Annotated in this window: 16 protein-coding genes; 11 read left to right on the top strand and 5 right to left on the bottom strand. The window is 55.9% G+C overall.

The window, feature by feature from the left end; genetic code table 11:
* Window positions 1-18: 18 nt before the first annotated feature.
* From sdaB to queF, 4 genes are all read right to left on the bottom strand, one after another.
* On the bottom strand, window positions 19-1,386 hold the full coding sequence (gene sdaB / locus L383_RS10165) for an L-serine ammonia-lyase II (protein ID WP_014885062.1): 1,368 nt from the start codon (window positions 1,384-1,386) through the stop codon (window positions 19-21).
* A 65-nt stretch (window positions 1,387-1,451) separates the two neighbouring features.
* Window positions 1,452-2,747: an HAAAP family serine/threonine permease gene (locus L383_RS10170; RefSeq protein ID WP_014885061.1), complete on the bottom strand. Its 1,296-nt coding sequence runs from the start codon at window positions 2,745-2,747 to the stop codon at window positions 1,452-1,454.
* Between the two features lie 514 nt (window positions 2,748-3,261).
* Entirely contained in the window at window positions 3,262-4,626 is a 1,365-nt protein-coding gene (gene ppnN, locus L383_RS10175; RefSeq protein WP_014885060.1) for a nucleotide 5'-monophosphate nucleosidase PpnN, read from the bottom strand.
* Window positions 4,627-4,741: 115 nt separating this feature from the next.
* Window positions 4,742-5,584: an NADPH-dependent 7-cyano-7-deazaguanine reductase QueF gene (gene queF, locus L383_RS10180; protein ID WP_023331208.1), complete on the bottom strand. Its 843-nt coding sequence runs from the start codon at window positions 5,582-5,584 to the stop codon at window positions 4,742-4,744.
* A gap of 69 nt (window positions 5,585-5,653) precedes the next feature.
* On the opposite strand from queF, the gene syd reads away from it, so the two are divergent.
* From syd to L383_RS10220, 8 genes are all read left to right on the top strand, one after another.
* A complete protein-coding gene (gene syd / locus L383_RS10185; protein WP_023331207.1) occupies window positions 5,654-6,199 on the top strand; it encodes a SecY-interacting protein in 546 nt (181 codons plus the stop codon).
* Between the two features lie 631 nt (window positions 6,200-6,830).
* The gene (locus tag L383_RS10190; RefSeq protein ID WP_023331206.1) at window positions 6,831-7,160 is read left to right on the top strand and encodes a YqcC family protein; all 330 of its coding nucleotides are present in this window, start codon (window positions 6,831-6,833) and stop codon (window positions 7,158-7,160) included.
* A complete protein-coding gene (truC, locus tag L383_RS10195; RefSeq protein WP_023331205.1) occupies window positions 7,157-7,933 on the top strand; it encodes a tRNA pseudouridine(65) synthase TruC in 777 nt (258 codons plus the stop codon). Before L383_RS10190 ends, truC begins: the two co-directional genes overlap by 4 nt.
* 23 nt (window positions 7,934-7,956) lie before the next feature.
* Complete coding sequence (locus L383_RS10200; RefSeq protein WP_023331204.1) at window positions 7,957-8,406, top strand: flavodoxin; 450 nt, start codon at window positions 7,957-7,959, stop codon at window positions 8,404-8,406.
* A gap of 294 nt (window positions 8,407-8,700) precedes the next feature.
* The gene (locus L383_RS10205; protein WP_023331203.1) at window positions 8,701-10,056 is read left to right on the top strand and encodes an MFS transporter; all 1,356 of its coding nucleotides are present in this window, start codon (window positions 8,701-8,703) and stop codon (window positions 10,054-10,056) included.
* Window positions 10,056-11,396 (top strand): enolase C-terminal domain-like protein, encoded by a 1,341-nt coding sequence (locus L383_RS10210; protein ID WP_023331202.1) that lies wholly within the window; start codon window positions 10,056-10,058, stop codon window positions 11,394-11,396. The genes L383_RS10205 and L383_RS10210 overlap by 1 nt, the downstream gene beginning before the upstream one ends.
* Window positions 11,397-11,411: 15 nt before the next feature.
* On the top strand, window positions 11,412-12,749 hold the full coding sequence (gudD, locus tag L383_RS10215) for a glucarate dehydratase (protein ID WP_023331201.1): 1,338 nt from the start codon (window positions 11,412-11,414) through the stop codon (window positions 12,747-12,749).
* 77 nt (window positions 12,750-12,826) lie between these two features.
* Window positions 12,827-13,966, top strand: a complete 1,140-nt coding sequence (locus L383_RS10220; RefSeq protein WP_014885051.1) for a glycerate kinase — start codon at window positions 12,827-12,829, stop codon at window positions 13,964-13,966.
* A gap of 85 nt (window positions 13,967-14,051) precedes the next feature.
* Here the strand turns inward: L383_RS10220 and barA are convergent, their stop codons facing one another.
* A complete protein-coding gene (barA, locus tag L383_RS10225) occupies window positions 14,052-16,811 on the bottom strand; it encodes a two-component sensor histidine kinase BarA (RefSeq protein WP_023331200.1) in 2,760 nt (919 codons plus the stop codon).
* A 57-nt stretch (window positions 16,812-16,868) separates the two neighbouring features.
* On the opposite strand from barA, the gene rlmD reads away from it, so the two are divergent.
* From rlmD to mazG, 3 genes are all read left to right on the top strand, one after another.
* Window positions 16,869-18,167: a 23S rRNA (uracil(1939)-C(5))-methyltransferase RlmD gene (gene rlmD, locus L383_RS10230; RefSeq protein ID WP_023331199.1), complete on the top strand. Its 1,299-nt coding sequence runs from the start codon at window positions 16,869-16,871 to the stop codon at window positions 18,165-18,167.
* A gap of 51 nt (window positions 18,168-18,218) precedes the next feature.
* Window positions 18,219-20,450, top strand: a complete 2,232-nt coding sequence (relA, locus tag L383_RS10235; protein ID WP_014885048.1) for a GTP diphosphokinase — start codon at window positions 18,219-18,221, stop codon at window positions 20,448-20,450.
* A 66-nt stretch (window positions 20,451-20,516) separates the two neighbouring features.
* A complete protein-coding gene (gene mazG, locus L383_RS10240) occupies window positions 20,517-21,308 on the top strand; it encodes a nucleoside triphosphate pyrophosphohydrolase (RefSeq protein WP_014885047.1) in 792 nt (263 codons plus the stop codon).
* Window positions 21,309-21,488: the final 180 nt, after the last annotated feature.

Genomic DNA, 21,488 nt, shown 5'->3' with positions numbered 1-21,488 from the left:
CGAGGCTTCCTGAGAGGTTTAATCGCAGGTCACGATCTTCATCGCCAGGCCGCCGCGAGAGGTTTCGCGGTATTTGGCGTTCATATCTTTGCCGGTTTCGTACATGGTTTCGATAACTTTATCGAGACAGACGCGCGGTTCGCTGGTGCGGCGCAGGGCCATACGTGCCGCGTTCACCGCCTTCACGGAGGCGATCGCGTTACGCTCGATGCACGGTACCTGTACCTGCCCGGCAACCGGGTCACAGGTCAGACCCAGGTTATGCTCCATGCCGATTTCCGCCGCAATGCACACCTGAGCCGGGCTCGCGCCCAACAGTTCAGCCAGACCCGCCGCCGCCATGGAGCAGGCCACGCCGACTTCACCCTGGCAGCCCACTTCCGCACCGGAAATCGACGCGTTCATCTTATACAGAGAACCAATCGCGCTGGCGACCAGCAGGTAGCGCGCCAGAGAGTTGGCGTTGACCTCACGGATAAACTTGTCGTAGTACGCCAGCACAGCCGGAACGATACCGCATGCGCCGTTGGTCGGCGCGGTGACCACGCGGCCCCCTGCGGCGTTCTCTTCATTCACCGCCAGGGCGAACATGTTAATCCAGTCCACGACGGCCATGGGGTCGGTAGTCGTCTTGTCGGTGCTCACCAGCATACGGCGCAGCGCCGCCGCACGACGCGGTACGCGAAGCTTGCCAGGCAGAACGCCTTCGGTAGTGATCCCGCGCTCAATACCGCCGCGCATCACTTCCCAGACGCTGGTGAAGTGCTGCTCGAGTTCCTCTTTGCTGTGAAGGGCCAGCTCGTTTTTCATCATCAGGCCAGAGAGGGAAAGCCCCGTTTCCTGGCAATGACGCTGAAGATCCGCCGCCGTTTTGTACGGATACGGCACTTCAACAGAAGAGGTACTGGTTTGACCAAAGTGGTCTTCGTCGACGATAAAACCGCCGCCGATAGAGTAATACGTCTGGCTGTAAACCGCTTTGTCGCCGGCCAACGCGGTAATGCGCATGCCGTTTTCGTGCAGCGACAGGTTGTCCGCATGGAAATTCATGCAATGGTCAACCGGGAATTCAACCTCATGCTCACCGTTCGCCAGCAGCAAACGACCGTGGGTGTTCACATCCTGGATGAAGCCAGGGATCGCATCAATATCAACGGTATCCGGCAGGTTCCCCGCCAGGCCCATGATAATGGCGATATCGGTATGGTGGCCTTTCCCGGTCAGAGAAAGAGAACCGTAAACATCGACAACCACGCGGGTAACGTCGTGCAAGATGCCGCGTGCAATCAAGTCGTCCGTGAACTGCTTACCGGCTTTCATTGGTCCGACGGTGTGAGAGCTGGAAGGACCAATACCGATTTTGAAGATATCGAATACGCTAATCATGATGCGTCCATTGCTTTCAGTCAGAGAGGGAGGAGTGCGCCGTCCGAAGACGGCGCGGGTGACAATCAGAACATGGTGTACAGGGAGTAGAAGATCGCAGAGATAGCGATAAGACCCATGATAACCACGAAGACATTACTCACATGGCCGCTGTACTTACGCATGGCTGGCACTTTCTGAATCGCATACATCGGCATCAGGAACAGAATCATCGCGATGACCGGGCCACCCAGCGTTTCAATCATACCCAGGATGCTTGGGTTCAGGGTCGCTACCGCCCAGGTGGTGAGCAGCATGAACAGCGCAGTGATTTTATTCAGCTTGCTGATTTCAATGCTCTTGCCTTTACCACGCAGAGATTTAATCACCATACCGTTGAAGCCTTCGCGTGCGCCCAGGTAGTGGCCCAGGAAGGATTTGGTGATGGCGATCATCGCGATGATCGGTGCCATCCACGCAATCAGCGGTGCGTTAAAGTGGTTCGCCAGGTAAGACAGAATAGAGATGTTCTGATCTTTCGCTGCCGCCAGGTCTGCCGGGGAGAGGCTCAGTACGCAGCTGAAGACGAAGAACATCACGGTCAGCACCATCATGATGTGAGCGCGAGCCAGGATGCTGGAGCACTTCTTCTCAGCGCCATTACCGTACTCTTCACGTTTCGCCACCGCGAAAGAGGAGATGATCGGGGAGTGGTTGAAGGAGAAGACCATGACCGGGATTGCCAGCCACAGGGTCATCAGCAGGCCGTTACCGGTTGCAGACGCGCTGCTCAGGGACAGCGTTTCCAGTGCGGCACCGTTCCACTGTGGGATCAGGTAGCAGGCCAGCAGCATCAGTGCAGCGACAAACGGGAATACCAGCACGCTCATGGCTTTCACAATCATCTGCTCACCGAAGCGCACGATGGTCATCATGCCGACAATCAGGATCAGAGACAGGATGGCACGCGGTGGTGGCGTCATGTGCAGCTGGTGCAACATGAAGCTTTCAACGGTGTTGGTGATGGCCACGCTGTAAACCAGCAGGATGGGATAAATCGCGAAGAAGTAGAGCAGGGTAATCAGTTTACCTGCACCCACGCCGAAGTGTTCTTCAACAACTTCAGTGATGTCTTCGCCCGGGTTTTTACCGGACAGCACGAAGCGGGTCAGACCGCGGTGTGCGAAGTAGGTCATCGGGAAGGCGATGATGGCCATGATGATCAGCGGAATCAGACCGCCGACGCCTGCGTTGATAGGAAGAAACAGTACACCAGCGCCGATTGCTGTGCCGTAAAGGCCAAGCATCCACATGGTATCCGTTTTGCGCCAACCACTTCGGGATTCAATCGAAGCAACGGTGCTGGTTTGAGTGGTTTCCATCTATATCTCCTGGAGGAAGCAAATTGTCAGGTTTCTAGTCAAATCCGATGAAAAAGTGCCTGACGGTAATATGAAATTCGTTCAGTGACGGTTTTTTAATAATTTTCGCCCGTAACTATTGGCGGGCGGAAAGATACATTCTCGTTATGAATCTATCAGTGATCCTGATCCCAAATGCAATAATCCACTTATGAAGTGGGCATCTTTAGACCATTTATCTGTTAAAAAAACATCAAAGAGAATTTACGCGCGCGCAGGCTATCACCAACGACATGTAAGCTAAAAGGGCGGCCCGCGAGATAGGTGTCTTTTGCTGTAAAGAAATGGCTTTTTAGGATTTTCTGGCGGGTAATTTAGATTAAGGCTGATAATTTGCGGTTGCTAATGCGAGGTAATCGTTTGCGTTTGCGGCGAGTTTGTTAAAGACATAAGTGATATCTATGAATTGATTCGGTAATAAAAAAGCCGGGACGCACAACAGGGCGTCCCGGCTTTAACGACAACAGACCAACCGTTACGTGCAGATTTCGTAGCACGGAATATAGGCTGAGCCCGGCAACTTCATACGGTGTTGGGCCACAAAGCCCTGAAGCATGTCATCCATGCGACGCATCATCTCCCGGTCACCGTGGATCTTGTACGGACCATACTGCTCAATCGCGCGAATGCCCATCTCTTTCACGTTCCCCGCGACAATCCCGGAGAAGGCGCGACGCAGATCGGCAGCCAGCACTTCCACCGGCTGGTCCGGGTAGAGTTTGAGGTTCGCCATATTTTCATGGGTAGGCTCAAACGGGATCTGCAGATCGGGCGCAATACGAATTGACCAGTTGAAGCTGTAAGCATCGCCGGTATCACGACGATTCTCTTTCACCAGCGGCATCGCTTTTTTCATCTGACGCGCCACTTCCGCCGCGTCATCGATGATGATGCGGTAGTGACGACGCGCGGTTTCTCCCAGCGTATGCACGATAAACTCGTCCAGCACGCGGAAGTAGTCTGCGCTCTCTTTTGGCCCGGTCAGGATCAGCGGCAGAACCTGATCTTTGTTGGCCGGGTTCATCAGAATACCCAGCAGATAGAGCAGCTCTTCCGCCGTGCCCACGCCGCCCGGGAAGATGATAATACCGTGCGCGATACGGACAAACGCCTCCAGGCGTTTCTCGATATCCGGCATGATAATCAGCTCGTTCACCAGTGGGTTAGGCGGCTCAGCGGCAATGATTGACGGCTCGGTCATGCCGATAAACCGACCCTCTTTGTAACGCTGCTGCGCATGACCCACCGCGGCACCTTTCATTGGCGCTTCCATTGCCCCAGGACCACAGCCGGTACAGATATTCAGCTCACGCAGGCCAAGCTGCGTTCCTACCCGGCGGGCATAGAGATATTCGGTTTCGTTAATCGAGTGACCGCCCCAGCAGACCACCATGTTCGGGGCTTCGCCAACGTGCAGGGCACGTGCGTTGCGCAGAATAGAGAATACCAGGTTGGTAATATGGACCGAGCTTTCCAGATCGAGATGCTGGAAACGGCCTGCGTTGTGGATCTGCCCGTTAACAAACAGGATGTCACGCAGTACGGCAAACAGGTTGGCCTGAAGGGAACGAATGATACGCCCGTCAACAAAGGCCTCTTCTGGCGGGTTGATCACTTCCAGTTTCACGCCGCGCTCGCGGCGCAGCACGTTGATATCAAAGCTTTCGAAGCGGGACAGCAGTTCTTTACTGTTATCTGTCAGGCTTCCGGAGTTCAGTACGGCAAGTGAACAGTTACGAAACAATTGATACAAATCGCTGCTGGCCGTGCGTTTAAGCATGTCCACTTCCAGCTGCGACAACATATCCATTGAGCCAAGCGGGCTAATATGTGTAATCAAGTGAGCTCCTTATGGGACGAATATCGTCATTCCCTTTGATTACAATAGCCCTGGCGTGTGAGGTTTCACAACACTTCGGGCGGAATACCGCCCGCATATTGTGAAAAAATTTATATTATTGACGTACCAGGCGACCCGTCGCTGGCACAAAATCAGTGTTGGTGCGCCACGGGTTAATGTCCAGCCCACCACGTCGGGTATAGCGCGCGTAAACGCTCAACTTCTCTGGCTGGCAGAAACGCTGGATATCACTAAAGATTCGCTCCACGCACTGCTCGTGGAATTCGTTGTGATGGCGGAACGACACCAGATAGCGCAGCAGCTTTTCGCGATCGATTTTCGGGCCGCGATACTGGATCTGCACCGAACCCCAGTCCGGCTGGTGGGTAATCAGACAGTTGGATTTCAGCAGATGGCTGACCAGCGTCTCTTCAACCACCTTGCCGCTCGCCGCGTTTTCGAGGTAATCGGCGCTGAATTCATAATTCTCCACCTCGATATCCTGATCGTCAATGCAGGTTCCGTTGAAGTGGGCGATCGGCTGCCCTTCCAGTTCGTGCAGGCGATATAGCGAAACGCTGACATGACCCTGAGCACAGGCGGTTAAATCGCGTTCCAGCGTCTGCTGAACCTCATCCCAGTGATTAAATTTGGTCTGGTTGAAACTGTTGAGATAGAGCTTAAAGCTCTTGGATTCCACCAGATTCTGGCTGGCGTAATCCAGCTCAACGTGTCCGACCGCCACTTGCGGCAGGCCGCGCGCGTTGAGCCAGGAGATTTCATACAGCGTCCAGATATCGCCGCCCACGAACGGCAGCGCGTCCGCGTGCAATCCCAGAGGATCGCGGTTCAGGCTGCGCGGAACACCCTGCAGCAGGCTTGCATCGTAGGTATCGCGGTAATCGGTCGATTTACCCAGCGTTAAGCCGGTTAACGCCTGATGATTTTCGTAAGACATGTTTCATAGCCACTTTACAGGTACACTTATGGGCTGAGTTTATCCTGTCTTACAAGAAGAGAGAAATCGGTGGACATCGAAACTGCAAATGCCCTTACTACCTTCACGACCCGCTATTGCGATGCGTGGCATGAAAAGCATGGAACGTGGCCGCAAAGTGCTGAATTATATGGCGTACCGTCACCGTGCATTATCTCTTCTCAGGATGATTATGTTATCTGGCAGCCGAAGCCGAGTAACGCCGGGCAAAATGTAAATGCGGTTGAACGGGCTATGGAGATTGTGGTACAACCAGCGGTTCACGCGTTTTATGTCACGCAATTTGCAGGGGATATGCCCGCTCGCTTGGGTGATTTGACGCTGACGCTGTTGCAGACCTGGAGCGAAGACGATCTGCAGCGTGTTCAGGAAAACCTGATTGGTCATCTGGTCACGCAAAAACGCCTTAAGCTTTCTCCGACGCTCTTTATTGCTACGCTCGACAGTGACCTGGATGTGATTTCCGTCTGTAACCTGTCTGGCAAAGTGATTAAAGAGACCATCGGCACCCGCAATCGCGAGACCCTCGCCCCTTCACTTGCGGATTTCCTTACCCGACTTGAGCCTCTTCTGTAATCCATAATGCTACAGCGCGTGTGAGAGATCTCTTACAAGGTTTGTGAGAGATCGCTGGAACATTCAGTATTACCTCATTTAATTAAGATTAATATCACGCTGTTTTTCAATGGATTAGCTGTTTATCGCAGCTTTTATAGGGCTTTCTTACGTCTTACAACGCTCCCCTGGTGGGTTGTAAGACGAAGCGGAATAGCGGATTCTATCTCTGTCGACAGGACGCCGACACGAGAAACGAACATCAGGATGATGGCGTTTCTTACTCAGGACACGTCAGGATGACGCTGCATGAAGGCTTCTGGATGAAGCAAAGGGATAACGCAGGACGCGTAAGGGACACCTCCAGGAAGGAGAACGAGAGCCGAACAGGACGGTCGGTGGGTCAGGAAGGCCAGGACGTTTCAGGATGAAACAAGCACGTCAGGAAGATGTGTGCAGGATGCGAAAGGTAGACGGATGACCAGCCCTTCGGGCATCAGGAAAAGTTGTCACGGATGAGCAGGGAGCACGAATTGTAGCTGGAATGCTGCGGAACGAACCGGGAGCACTGTTTTTACAGTGCTCCCTTTTTTTATTTCTGCCTCCCGCAATGCTATGCTGCGCGCCGTTCACTTTTTCAGTTGAGGTTACCATGACGCAACACGATAGCATTCGTGCTCAGTTGCACGCCATCGAAGCCCTTTTGCGCCAACATCAGCTGTGGCAAGAGACCGCGCCGCAGCCGGAAGCGTTCGCCAGCACCCAGCCATTTTGTCTGGATACCCTGGCCCCGTTCGAGTGGCTCCAGTGGGTGTTAATTCCGCGCATGCACGCGCTGCTGGAAGGCGGTCATCCGCTGCCGCAGGCGTTTGCGGTGTCTCCCTATTATGAAATGGCCCTTGAGGCGACGCACCCTGCGCGCTCGGTCATGCTGGTTGAGCTGGAAAAACTGGATGCCCTGTTTGCCGGTGAAGATGCATGACGCTTGAGATCCTCTATCAGGACGAGTGGCTGGTGGCGGTGAATAAACCGTCTGGCTGGCTGGTGCACCGCAGCTGGCTGGATCGCGACGAGAAAGTGGTCGTGATGCAGACCGTACGCGACCAGATTGGTCAGCATGTTTTTACCGCCCATCGTCTCGACAGACCGACCTCCGGCGTGCTGCTGATGGGGCTTTCCAGCGAGGCGGGACGTCTGCTGTCTCAGCAGTTCGAACAGCACCAGATCCAGAAACGCTACCACGCGATCGTGCGCGGCTGGCTGACGGACGCCGCCACGCTCGACTATCCGCTGGTAGAGGAGCTGGATAAAATCGCCGATAAATTTGCCCGCGATGACAAAGGCCCGCAGCCTGCCGTGACGGATTATCGCGGCATGGCGACCACGGAAATGCCGGTGGCAACCAGCAAATTCCCCACTACGCGCTACAGCCTGGTTGAGCTTTTGCCCAAAACCGGGCGTAAACACCAGCTGCGACGCCATCTTGCGCACCTGCGCCACCCGATTATTGGCGACAGCAAGCACGGCGATCTGCGCCAGAATCGCAGCGCGGCCGAGCATTTTGGCTGTAACCGACTGATGTTACACGCCAGCGAGCTTAGCCTGACCCACCCGTTTACCGGCGAACCGCTGAATATCCGTGCAGGGCTGGACGATGTCTGGATGCAGGCGCTGTCACAGTTTGGCTGGCTGGGGCAACTCCCCGAAAATGAAAGGGTTGAGTTTGTATCTGGCAACGTTCAGGATGAACAGTAAACGCATTCATAGGGAAAAATATCATGGCTGAAGTAGGCATTTTTGTCGGCACTATGTACGGCAACTCACTGCTGGTAGCGGAAGAGGCTGAGGCGATTCTGGCAAGCCAGGGCCATAAAGCCACGGTCTATGAAGACCCGGAACTGGCAGACTGGGAAAAGTACAAAGATAAATACATTCTGGTGGTGACGTCCACTACCGGGCAGGGCGATCTGCCGGACAGCATCGTGCCACTTTTCCAGGGCATTAAAGACCAGCTTGGCTATCAGCCGGACGTTCGCTACGGCATCATTGCCCTGGGCGACAGCTCTTACGCAAACTTCTGCGGCGGCGGCAAGCAGTTTGATGCGCTCCTGCAGGAACAGAGCGCCCAGCGCGTCGGCGAGATGCTTCTGATTGATGCCGGTGAGCATCCTGAACCGGAAAGCGAATCGAACCCGTGGGTCGAGCAGTGGGCTACGCTCCTGAAATAGTTTTCCAGGCCGGGTCAGGCGAAGCCGCCACCCGGCAATACACCCCGCACCAAACCTCAATTCCGTGAACCACCTTCCACTTGCCTGGGCTTATGCCATAAACAACCGCTCGCACACCCTTTAATACTGTGTTTTTGCACGGTGAGAGAACGTGCCACTCCTTCATATACTTTTCCGGTCACTTATAAAACGGCTTCAGGCCGTACCAAAACGACAAAACACATCTCATTCTGATTACCCTACCGGTGCTGTACAGAATGAACCAGGCGAAAGCTATGTTTCAGGAGTGCAACAATGAGTACATTAAGCCACGCAGCGAGCAGCGCTGAGAAGCGCACGAATGCCCGCTACTGGATAGTGGTGATGCTGTTTATCGTCACATCCTTTAACTATGGTGACCGCGCCACGCTGTCGATTGCCGGCTCTGAAATGGCAAAAGATATCGGCCTTGATCCGGTGGGCATGGGTTACGTTTTCTCCGCATTCTCATGGGCCTACGTCATCGGGCAAATTCCAGGCGGATGGCTTCTGGACCGTTTTGGCTCTAAACGTGTCTATTTCTGGTCCATCTTTATCTGGTCTGCATTTACCCTTTTGCAGGGCTTTGTCGATGTTTTCAACGGTTTTGGCATTATCGTCGCGCTCTTTACGCTGCGCTTCCTGGTAGGTCTGGCAGAAGCGCCTTCCTTCCCGGGGAACAGTCGTATTGTCGCGGCCTGGTTCCCGGCGCAGGAGAGGGGAACGGCGGTGGCGATTTTTAACTCCGCCCAATATTTCGCCACGGTGATCTTCGCGCCCATTATGGGCTGGCTGACGCACGAAGTGGGCTGGTCGCACGTCTTCTTCTTTATGGGCGGGCTAGGGATCATCATTAGCTTCGTCTGGCTGAAAGTGATCCACGAACCGAATCAGCATCCTGGCGTAAACAAGAAAGAGCTGGAGTACATTGCGGAAGGTGGTGCGCTGATCAACATGGATCAGAAGTCCGGGAAAGTAAAAGTCCCGTTCAGCCAGAAATGGGCGCAGATCAAACAGCTTGTCGGTACGCGGATGATGATCGGCATCTATCTGGGCCAGTACTGTATCAACGCGCTAACCTACTTTTTCATCACCTGGTTCCCGGTGTATCTGGTGCAGGCGCGAGGGATGTCGATCCTGAAAGCGGGATTTGTTGCTTCGGTCCCGGCGATCTGCGGCTTTATCGGTGGCGTGCTCGGCGGGGTGATATCCGACTGGCTGATGCGCCGCACCGGATCGCTGAACATCGCGCGTAAAACGCCGATTGTGCTCGGCATGCTGCTCTCCATGACTATGGTGTTCTGCAACTACGTCAGCGCCGAGTGGATGGTTATCGGCTTTATGGCGATGGCCTTCTTCGGCAAAGGCATTGGCGCGCTGGGCTGGGCGGTGATGGCGGATACCGCGCCAAAAGAGATCAGCGGCCTGAGCGGCGGTCTTTTCAACATGTTTGGCAACATTTCCGGGATTGTTACGCCAATCGCGATTGGCTACATCGTTGGTACGACGGGCTCATTCAACGGTGCACTGATCTACGTCGGCGTGCATGCGCTGGTGGCAGTCCTGAGTTACCTGGTGCTGGTGGGGGATATCAAACGTATTGAACTCAAACCCGTAGTGGAGCGTGGCTGATGACAACGCAATCAAGCCCCATCGTGACTGAAATGAACGTTATTCCCGTGGCCGGGCAGGACAGCATGCTGCTCAATATTGGCGGCGCGCACAATGCGTGGTTTACCCGCAATATCGTGGTGTTGACTGATAGCGCAGGAAATACTGGCGTGGGTGAGGCGCCTGGCGGGGAGGTGATCTACCAGACCCTGGTCGATGCAATTCCGCAGGTGGTGGGCCAGGAGGTTGCCCGCCTGAACAAGGTGGTTCAACGGGTGCATAAGGGCAATCAGTCGGCAGATTTTGATACCTTCGGTAAAGGAGCCTGGACGTTTGAGCTGCGCGTCAACGCGGTGGCCGCGCTGGAGGCCGCCCTGCTTGATTTACTGGGTAAGGCGCTGAATGTCCCGGTCTGCGAGCTGCTGGGGCCGGGCAAACAGCGTGATGCCGTCACCGTGCTGGGCTATCTGTTCTACGTGGGCGATCGCACGAAAACCGATCTCCCCTATCTGGCGCAATCACCGGGTAACCACGACTGGTATCAGCTGCGCCACCAGCAAGCCCTTACCCGCGACGCGGTGGTCCGCCTGGCCGAGGCGGCTCAGGATCGCTACGGCTTCAAAGATTTCAAGCTCAAGGGTGGCGTGCTGCCCGGTGAGCAGGAGATTGAAACCGCCCGGGCGTTGAAAAAACGTTTCCCGGAGGCGCGTATCACCGTTGACCCTAACGGCGCCTGGCTGCTGGAGGAAGCCATCAGCCTGTGCAAAGGTCTGGGAGACGTGCTGACCTACGCAGAAGACCCGTGTGGCGCGGAGCAGGGCTTCTCTGGCCGTGAAGTCATGGCCGAATTCCGACGTGCCACGGGCTTACCGGTCGCCACCAATATGATTGCCGCTAACTGGCGCGAAATGGGTCATGCGGTGATGCTGAACGCCGTCGATATTCCGCTGGCGGACCCGCACTTCTGGACGCTCTCCGGCGCGGTGCGTGTGGCGCAACTGTGCGATGACTGGGGACTGACCTGGGGCTGCCACTCCAACAATCACTTCGACATTTCGCTGGCGATGTTCACCCACGTTGGCGCCGCGGCACCGGGAAACCCGACCGCTATCGACACCCACTGGATTTGGCAGGAAGGCGAAGCCCGCCTGACGAAAAATCCGCTGGAAATCAAAAATGGCAAGATTGCTGTACCCGATGCGCCGGGCCTGGGCGTGGAGCTTGACTGGGATCAGCTTCATAAAGCCCACGAGGCGTATAAAAAGCTACCGTGCGGTGCGCGTAATGACGCAGGCCCGATGCAATACCTTATTCCCGGCTGGACATTTGACCGTAAGCGCCCTGTTTTTGGACGTCACTGATAAAAGGATTACACGATGAGTACTTTTACGACCCCTGTCGTCACTTCCATGCAAATCATTCCGGTCGCGGGTCATGACAGCATGCTGATGAACCTGAGCGGGGCACATGCACCGTTCTTTACCCGCAATATTGTCATTATCAAAGACAATGCCGGCCATACCGGTGTGGGTGAAATTCCAGGCGGGGAGAAGATCCGTAAAACGCTGGAGGATGCCATTCCGCTAGTGGTGGGCAAAACGCTGGGTGAGTACAAAAATGTCCTCAACACCGTGCGCAACACCTTTGCCGACCGCGATGCGGGTGGCAGGGGGCTGCAAACCTTCGATCTGCGAACCACCATCCACGTGGTGACCGGGATTGAAGCCGCAATGCTGGATTTGCTGGGCCAGCACCTGGGCGTTAACGTCGCCTCGCTGCTGGGGGAGGGGCAGCAGCGTTCAGAAGTAGAAATGCTTGGCTATCTGTTCTTTGTCGGCAATCGCACACTGACGCCGCTGCCGTACCAAAGCCAGACGAAGGAAGCATGCGACTGGTACCGGCTGCGCCATGAAGAGGCGATGACCCCGGATGCGGTGGTGAGGCTGGCGGAAGCGGCATACGAAAAATATGGCTTCAATGATTTCAAACTGAAAGGCGGCGTGCTGGCGGGTGAAGAAGAGGCAGAGGCCATTTCCGCGCTGGCAAAACGCTTCCCACAGGCGCGCGTGACGCTTGATCCAAACGGTGCATGGTCGCTTGATGAAGCGATCAAAATAGGTAAACAGCTCAAAGGTGTGCTGGCGTATGCCGAGGATCCCTGCGGGGCCGAGCAAGGTTTCTCGGGCCGCGAAGTGATGGCGGAATTCCGTCGCGCAACAGGGCTGCCGACCGCGACCAATATGATTGCCACCGACTGGCGTCAGATGGGGCATACCCTGTCATTACAATCCGTCGATATTCCGCTGGCTGACCCGCACTTCTGGACGATGCAGGGCTCGGTCCGCGTGGCGCAGATGTGCCATGAGTTTGGCCTGACCTGGGGATCGCATTCTAATAACCACTTCGACGTGTCGCTGGCAATGTTCACCCACGTTGCCGCCGCCGCACCGGGCACCATTACCGCTATCGACACCCACTGGATCTGGCAGGAGGGGAATCAGCGTCTGACCAAAGCGCCGTTTGAGATAAAAGGTGGCATGGTGCAGGTGCCTTCAACGCCGGGATTGGGCATTGAGCTCGATATGGACCAGGTGATGAAAGCGCACGAGCTTTATCAGAAACACGGTCTGGGCGCGCGGGACGACGCGATGGCGATGCAGTATCTGATCCCCGACTGGACATTCGACAATAAACGTCCGTGCATGGTACGATAAACGCACTGGGACCGCTCCCATTGGCGGTTCTTTACGTGGTGTATGCTTAACGTAACGACTATGCGTAAGGATGGCTTATGAAAATTGTTATCGCACCGGACTCGTATAAGGAAAGTTTGAGTGCGCTTGAGGTTGCGACAGCGATAGAGCGCGGTTTTCGCGAGATCTTTCCCGAGGCGGTTTACGTCAAACTGCCGGTCGCGGATGGGGGAGAAGGCACCGTTGAGGCGATGATCGCGGCAACGCAGGGGCGAAGGGTACATGTCCCGGTGACCGGTCCCCTCGGCGAGCGGGTGGAAGGATTTTACGGGATTTCGGGTGACGAACAGAGCGCCTTTATTGAAATGGCGGCGGCAAGCGGTCTGGAACTGGTTGCGCCTTCGCAGCGCGATCCCCTGAAAACGACCTCATGGGGCACAGGTGAACTTATCCGTCACGCGCTGGATGCGGGCGTTAAGCATATCATCATCGGTATCGGCGGCAGCGCCACCAATGACGGCGGGGCCGGGATGATGCAGGCGCTGGGGGCGAAGCTGCTCGACGCCAGTGAACAGCCGCTGGGGCAGGGCGGAGGCGAGCTGGGAAAACTCGCGCGTATCGACCTGAGTGGCCTGGACACGCGTCTGGCCGAGTGCCGGATTGAGGTCGCCTGCGACGTGACCAATCCTCTGGTTGGAAAGGATGGCGCGTCAGCCGTATTTGGCCCGCAAAAGGGGGCCACGCCAGAGATGATCATTACCCTGGACAATGCGCTTGCTCATTATGCGCGGATTATTGCCCGGGATCTGGATATGGATGTGCTAAACCTTGCTGGCGGTGGTGCGGCGGGGGGAATGGGCGCGGCGCTGTACGCTTTTTGCGGCGCACAGTTGCGCCAGGGCATTGAGATTGTAACCGATGCGCTGCACCTGGCCGACCAGGTGGCCGATGCAGATTTGGTTATCACCGGCGAAGGCCGCATCGACAGCCAGACGATCCACGGCAAAGTCCCGGTGGGGGTAGCGAAGGTCGCGAAACGCTTTAACAAACCCGTTATCGGGATTGCGGGCAGTCTGACGGCGGATGTTGGCGTGGTTCACGATCACGGCATTGATGCGGTGTTTAGCGTGATTTACACCATCTGCTCGCTGGAAGATGCGCTGGAAAATGCCAGCGCGAATGTACAGATGACCGCCAGAAATATCGCGGCGGTGCTGAAAGTGGGGCAGGGAATGTAGTTCTCCCTCTCCCCGTGGGAGAGGGCATCAGGCCGCACCCGCAATCGTAGGCCCGGTAAGGCGAAGCCGCCACCGGGCTTTTATCTCAGCTCCCCAATACCTTCATCGCTTCACGCGTCACGTTATCCATTTCATCCAGCAGCTCCAGAAACTCGGGTTCCAGCTCCGATTCTGGCGTACCTGCGCGCAGTTGCTGCTCCAGCAGCTGGCAGAGATTTTTAAGCCGCGGTACGCCGCTATAGCCGCAGCTGCCGTGAAGCTTGTGGATGGCTTCCAGCAGTTCATCCGGGTGTTCCCCCACAAGCTGTTCTTCAACTTTATTACGAATCTCCGGCAGAAACGCGACCAGCATTTGCAGCATCTCGCGGGCTAAATCGGGTTTACCTGCCGCCTGACGCAGCGCAAGCTGCCAGTCAAAGGTTGCGTTTTGATTGACGGCGACCTCAACCGGCTCGCTGGAAACCGTGTAGCTTCCGCCAATATGTCCCGGCTTATAGCGTAACAGCAGGTTATGAAGCTTCTCTTCGTCGATAGGTTTCGCCAGATAATCATTCATCCCGGCGCGCAGTAACTTCTCTTTCTGACCGGCCATCGCATGCGCGGTGACCGCAATCACCGGTGTTTGCTGCTGATGTGGCAGCTGGTGGATCAACTCACAGGCCCGAATGCCATCCATGCCCGGCATCTGAATATCCATCAGAATTAAATCGAACTGCATCTGTTTGGCTTGTTCAACGGCCTGCGTGCCGCTGGTGCACAGCTCCACATGCTGAACCTGATCTTCCAGCAACACGCCAATGAGCTTCAGGTTTGCCGGGTTGTCATCAACTGCCATCACGCTCATCGGCAGTTTTTGCTCATCGTTAATCAGCGGAAGGGCATGCTGGCTAAGACGGCAATACTCCGTGAGGGCGGGCAGCAGGCGGGTGGCGGTGAGGGGTTTAAGCAGACACGCGGCTGCCCCGTCGTTTTTCAACTCTTCCGCGTTTATCTGAGCGTGGCAGGGCAGCGCCAGCAGCAGATAGTCGGTCATCGACGCGGCTTTCGCCAGCCGCTCCTGCTGCATGGTCAGCTCGCCGGTGAACGTCACCGGAATACCCATCAGTAGAATGTCGTAGTGCTCAACGGCAAGCGCCGAGAAGGTAGGGCTGTAGACTACCTCCAGGGGGGTGGTGCTTAAAATATCCAGCGTGCACTGCGCGGCCGCCGCGTTAGGCTCGACGTAGGCCAGACGCTTACCTTTCAGGCAGCCCGTCACCGGACCGTCGGTCAACGCGTTCGGATTGAGATCCAGGTTAATGTGGAACCAGAAGGTTGAACCGCGGTTTGGCTGGCTGTGGAAAGAGATATCGCCGCCCATCTCGTTTACCAGCCTCTGCGTAATCACCAGCCCCAGACCGGTACCGCCATGACGACGGGAGATACTGGCATCCGCCTGGCGGAACGCCTGGAACAGACGCGACTGATCGCGCTCGGGAATACCAATCCCGGTATCGCGGATCTGAACCTCAATTTGTACCTTGTTGTTACTGAGCGCGCGTTTTTCTACCAGAATGTCGATGTTGCCGCTTTCGGTGAATTTAATGGCGTTGCCAACAAGATTGGTAATGACCTGCTGAAGGCGCAGAGGATCGCCGATGACGTTATCCGGCACGTCGTTTTTGATGTTAAGCGTCAGTTCAAGGCCTTTGTCGTGTGACGAGTGGGCGAGCAGCGTGACCACTTCATCGAGCGTACCGCGCAGCGGGAACGGTATGCTCTCCAGAATAAGCTTGCCCGCCTCCAGCTTGGAGAAGTCCAGCACGTCGTTAATGATCGCCAGCAGGCTGTTGGCCGAACGTTCAATGGTGTGCAGATGATCGCGCTGCGTCGGGTTAAGCTCGCTTTTCAGCGTCAGGCGGGTAAAGCCGATCACCCCATTGAGCGGTGTACGCAGCTCGTGCGACATATTGGCAAGGAATTCAGATTTAATCCGCGCCGCTTCCTGGGCGCGCTTTTTCGCCAGATCCAGCTCAACGTTCTGGATCTCCATCTGCTCCAGCGTTTCGCGCAGGTCAGACGTCGCCTGGTCAACGTTATGCTGCATCTCTTCGTGATAGGCCGCCAGCGACATGGCCATCGAGTTGATGCCGTTTTTCAGCATATCCAGCTCGCCCAGCATAAAACCTTCTACGCGGCTGTCGAGCTGTCCCCGGCGGATGCGGTCAACAGTATTGACCATATTGCGGATGGGGCCCGTTACGTCGCGCATCAGGCGCCAGCCGAAGATCAGTGCAATACCAATACAGAACAGCATCATCACGCCAGAGATAAAAATCTCTTTGTACTGCTGGAGCCGGACTGACTTGAGATCCAGCTCCAGCGCCACGTATCCCAGCATGTTATTGCTGGATTTGGCGTCAGATTGCGCAGACTCGTCGGGGGAATAACTTTCCGACACGATCGGCGTGCGCAGGATCATGATATCGCCGCGCCGCAGTACGGTGAGATGGCGCGGGAAAGGTGTACCGTCCGGGATTTTCAGGGCCGCCGGATCGAGATGAAAATTCGAGGTGACAAACAGGCGGTTATGTTCGTCGTAGACGGAAATGGCGCGTACGATGTCCGAGTGGCGTCGGTGGAGCACGCTGATTAACTGCCCAATGGATTCGCGGTTTTGCAGGTTCATCCCGTACTCGCTTGAGACGGCGAGCGGTTCGATGATGCTGGCGCCTGCATCCTCCAGCTGTCGCTGCAAATCGTTATAGCGGTGCACCACAAAGAAGATACTCAGCAGCAAACCGATGAGAACGGTGGGGGCGAGGATCAAAATCATCATGCGCGCGCGCAGGCTGTAGTTGGTCATGGCGTTCCGTTATGGGACAATTAAGATAATTATGTTTATGTGAGAAAAATCTCGGCGATGGCGCAATTCTACTCTGCAAAACGACGCGTGACGACGCGTCAAATCATTACTGTTGAAGCCACAGACCTTGACCCGTTTGGTCAGGGGGTGGCTCATCACAATGGTAAGACTCTGTTTATAACAGGTTTGCTGCCAACAGAACGAGCAGAAATTACGCTGACGGAAGACAAACGCCAGTACGCGCGCGGACAGGTGAAGCGTCGCCTCAACGATAGCCCGGCGCGCGTTGCGCCACGCTGTCCGCATTTTGGCGTTTGCGGAGGCTGCCAGCAACAGCATGCGAGCACAGAATTACAGCAAAAAAGCAAAAGCCGCGCCCTGGCGCGTCTGCTGAAGCACGACGTGAACGAAGTTATTGCTGATCAGCCCTGGGGCTACCGTCGCCGCGCGCGTCTGAGTCTGAGCTATCAGCCCAAAACGGCGCGGCTGGAGATGGGTTTTCGCAAAGCGGCCTCCAGCGATATTGTTGATGTGAAGCAGTGCCCTGTTTTGGTGCCCCATCTTGAAGCATTGCTTCCGCACGTGCGCACTTGCCTCTCAGGACTGGACGGCGTTCGCCATCTTGGGCATGTCGAACTGGTCATGGCCAATAATGGCCCGCTGATGGTGTTGCGCCACACCGCGCCATTATCGAAAAAAGATCGCGAAAAACTGGAACGCTTTTCGCATTCCCACGACCTGGCGCTTTTCCTTGCTCCACAAAGCGAGATACTTGAACAGGTTACCGGTGATGCGCCCTGGTATGCGTCAAACGGGCTACGCTTAACGTTTAGCCCGCGGGATTTCATTCAGGTAAATGATGGCGTAAACCAGCAGATGGTTGAGAAAGCGCTGGCGTGGCTTGATATACAGCCCACCGATCGGGTGCTCGATCTGTTCTGCGGCATGGGCAACTTCACGCTGCCGCTGGCGCGAAAAGCAGCAAGCGTCGTCGGTGTGGAAGGCGTTGAAGCGCTGGTGGCTAAAGGGCAGGAGAACGCACAACAGAACGGCTTGCAAAATGTGACATTCTTTCATCAAAATCTTGAGGAAGATGTGACGCAACAGCCGTGGGCACAGCAGGGATTTGACAAAATCCTGCTCGACCCGGCGCGCGCCGGTGCCCCGGGCGTCATGGCGCATGTGATTAAACTTGCCCCGAAGCGTGTGGTCTATGTTTCCTGTAACCCGGCAACGCTTGCCCGTGACAGTGAGGTATTAATCAGCGCGGGTTACCAAATTCAGCGTCTGGCAATGCTGGACATGTTCCCGCACACTGGGCATCTGGAATCGATGGTGTTGTTCGAGCACATCTAATTTGTTTGGCTTGTCGACTTCGACAGGCCCTGGTCCCTAAAGGAGAGGACAATGGTTGCGGTAAGAAGTGCACATCTCAATAAAGCTGGGGAGTTTGACCCACAAAAATGGATCGCAAGTCTGGGAATTTCCAGCCAGCAGTCGTGTGAACGCTTAACCGAAACCTGGGCCTACTGTCTTCGCACCACACAGGGTCATCCGGATGCCGATCTCCTTTTGTGGCGCGGCGTGGAGATGGTTGAAATCTTATCCATGCTGAACATGGATATTGAAACGCTGCAGGCCGCGTTGCTGTTTCCTCTCGCCGATGCGAACGTCGTGACGGAAGACGTGCTGCGTGAGAGCGTCGGAAAATCCGTCGTCGCGCTGATCCACGGCGTGCGCGATATGGCGGCTATCCGCCAGCTTAAAGCCGCGCACACCGATTCCGTCTCCTCTGAGCAGGTCGATAACGTCCGCCGGATGCTGCTGGCCATGGTGGATGATTTCCGCTGTGTGGTCATCAAACTGGCCGAGCGTATTGCCCACCTGCGTGAGGTGAAGGATGCGCCGGAAGACGAGCGCGTGCTGGCCGCCAAAGAGTGTACAAACATCTATGCGCCGCTGGCGAACCGGCTAGGTATCGGTCAGCTCAAATGGGAGCTGGAAGATTACTGCTTCCGTTATCTGCACCCGGCGGAATATAAGCGCATTGCCAAACTTCTGCATGAACGCCGCATCGACCGTGAGCACTATATCGAGGAGTTCGTCGGCGGCTTGCGCCAGGCGATGAAAGAAGAGAACGTGCGCGCCGAAGTCTACGGGCGACCTAAGCACATCTACAGCATCTGGCGCAAAATGCAGAAGAAACACCTCGCCTTTGACGAGCTGTTTGACGTGCGTGCCGTACGTATCGTGGCGGAACGTCTGCAGGACTGCTACGCCGCGCTGGGGATCGTCCACACTCACTTCCGCCATCTGCCGGATGAGTTTGATGACTATGTGGCTAACCCTAAACCTAACGGTTATCAGTCCATTCACACCGTGGTGCTTGGCCCTGGCGGCAAAACGGTCGAAATTCAGATCCGCACCAAACAGATGCACGAAGATGCCGAGCTGGGCGTTGCCGCGCACTGGAAATACAAAGAGGGAACGTCGGGCGGGGCGCGTTCTGGTCACGAGGATCGCATCGCCTGGCTGCGCAAGCTGATTGCGTGGCAGGAAGAGATGGCCGACTCGGGCGAAATGCTCGACGAAGTCCGCAGCCAGGTCTTTGACGATCGGGTCTACGTCTTTACCCCGAAAGGGGATGTGGTCGACCTGCCAGCCGGTTCAACGCCGCTTGATTTTGCCTACCACATCCACAGTGACGTGGGGCACCGCTGTATCGGGGCGAAAATCGGCGGGCGCATCGTCCCGTTCACTTACCAGTTGCAGATGGGCGATCAGATTGAAATCATCACCCAGAAGCAGCCTAACCCGAGCCGGGACTGGCTTAATCCGAACCTGGGGTACGTCACCACCAGCCGCGGACGCTCAAAAATTCACGCCTGGTTCCGCAAGCAGGATCGAGACAAAAATATCCTTGCCGGTCGTCAGATCCTTGACGACGAACTGGAACATATCGGGATCAGCCTGAAAGAGGCCGAGAAATTCCTGCTGCCGCGCTACAACTTCAACGAGCTTGACGAACTGTTAGCGGCAATTGGCGGCGGCGATATTCGTCTCAATCAGATGGTTAACTTCCTGCAGGCGCAGTTCAATAAGCCAAGCGCGGAAGAGCAGGACGCGGCGGCGCTGAAGCAGCTGCAGCAGAAAACCTACGCCCCGCAGCAGCGCAGTAAAGATAATGGCCGCGTAGTGGTCGAGGGAGTGGGCAATCTGATGCACCACATTGCCCGCTGCTGTCAGCCAATTCCGGGCGACGACATCGTCGGTTTTATCACCCAGGGGCGCGGGATCTCGATCCACCGTTCCGACTGTGACCAGCTTGCCGAGCTGCAGTCCCATGCGCCGGAGCGCATCGTGGAAGCGGTCTGGGGGGAGAGCTACTCCGCCGGCTACTCGCTGGTGGTGCGTGTTACCGCCAATGACCGCAGCGGCCTGCTGCGCGATATCACCACCATTCTCGCCAACGAGAAGGTCAACGTGCTGGGTGTTGCCAGCCGCAGCGATACCCGCGAGCAGCTTGCCACCATCGATATGACCATCGAAATCTACAACCTGCAGGTGCTGGGTCGCGTGCTCGGCAAACTGAACCAGGTGCCGGATGTGATTGACGCGCGTCGTCTGCACGGCGGGTAAATACACTCTTCTGTAGGCCGGGTAAGGCTTTGCCGCCACCCGGCTTGTTTTTTAATGGAAAACACTATGACTCAAATCGACCGCCTGCTCGGCATCATGAAACGCCTGCGCGATCCGGAAAACGGCTGCCCGTGGGACAAAGAGCAGACTTTCTCCACCATCGCCCCGTACACGCTTGAAGAGACCTACGAGGTGCTGGACGCCATTTCTCGCGAGGATTTTGACGACCTGCGTGGTGAACTCGGCGACCTGCTGTTCCAGGTGGTGTTCTACGCCCAGATGGCGCAGGAAGAAGGGCGCTTTAACTTTGATGATATCTGCGCCGCTATCAGCGACAAGCTTGAGCGCCGTCACCCGCATATCTTTGGCGATGCCACCGCAGGCAACAGCGCGGAAGTACTGGCCCGCTGGGAGCAGATTAAAAGCGCCGAGCGTGCTGAAAAATCCCAGCATTCGGCGCTGGACGATATTCCTCTGAGTCTGCCTGCGCTGATGCGCGCGCATAAAATTCAAAAGCGTTGTTCCGCCGTCGGTTTTGACTGGGACTCTCTGGGGCCGGTGCTGGATAAAGTGCATGAAGAGATCGACGAGGTTATGCACGAAGCGCAGCAGGCGGTGGTGGATGAAGCAAAGCTTGAGGAAGAGATGGGCGATCTGTTGTTTGCGACCGTCAACCTTTCGCGCCATTTAGGTGTAAAAGCGGAAACCGCATTGCAAAAAGCCAATCTGAAATTCGAACGTCGTTTTCGTGAAGTGGAGCGGATTGTCGCCTCGCGCGGCCTGGAAATGACCGGAATTGACCTCCAGGCGATGGAAGAAGTCTGGCAGGAAGTAAAACGCCAGGAATCTGATCTCTAACGGAATTTTGCGATCAAGCGCAATTTGTGTGATTTTTTAAATGACAAGCGCTTGATTTGCGTCAAAAACATTTACCCAAAAGGGGCTATTTTCTCACTCCTTATGTTTGTCATGGCCTGGAATGGAGACGGAGAATGAAAGTTTGTGGCGCTCGCCGTGTTCGGGTATACTACTTTCCCG

The organism is Enterobacter sp. MGH 37, from assembly GCF_000534515.1.
Lineage (GTDB): Bacteria > Pseudomonadota > Gammaproteobacteria > Enterobacterales > Enterobacteriaceae > Enterobacter > Enterobacter kobei.
The sequence above is the reverse complement of the archived record's forward strand: the minus strand, read 5'-3'. Positions and strand labels throughout refer to the sequence as shown.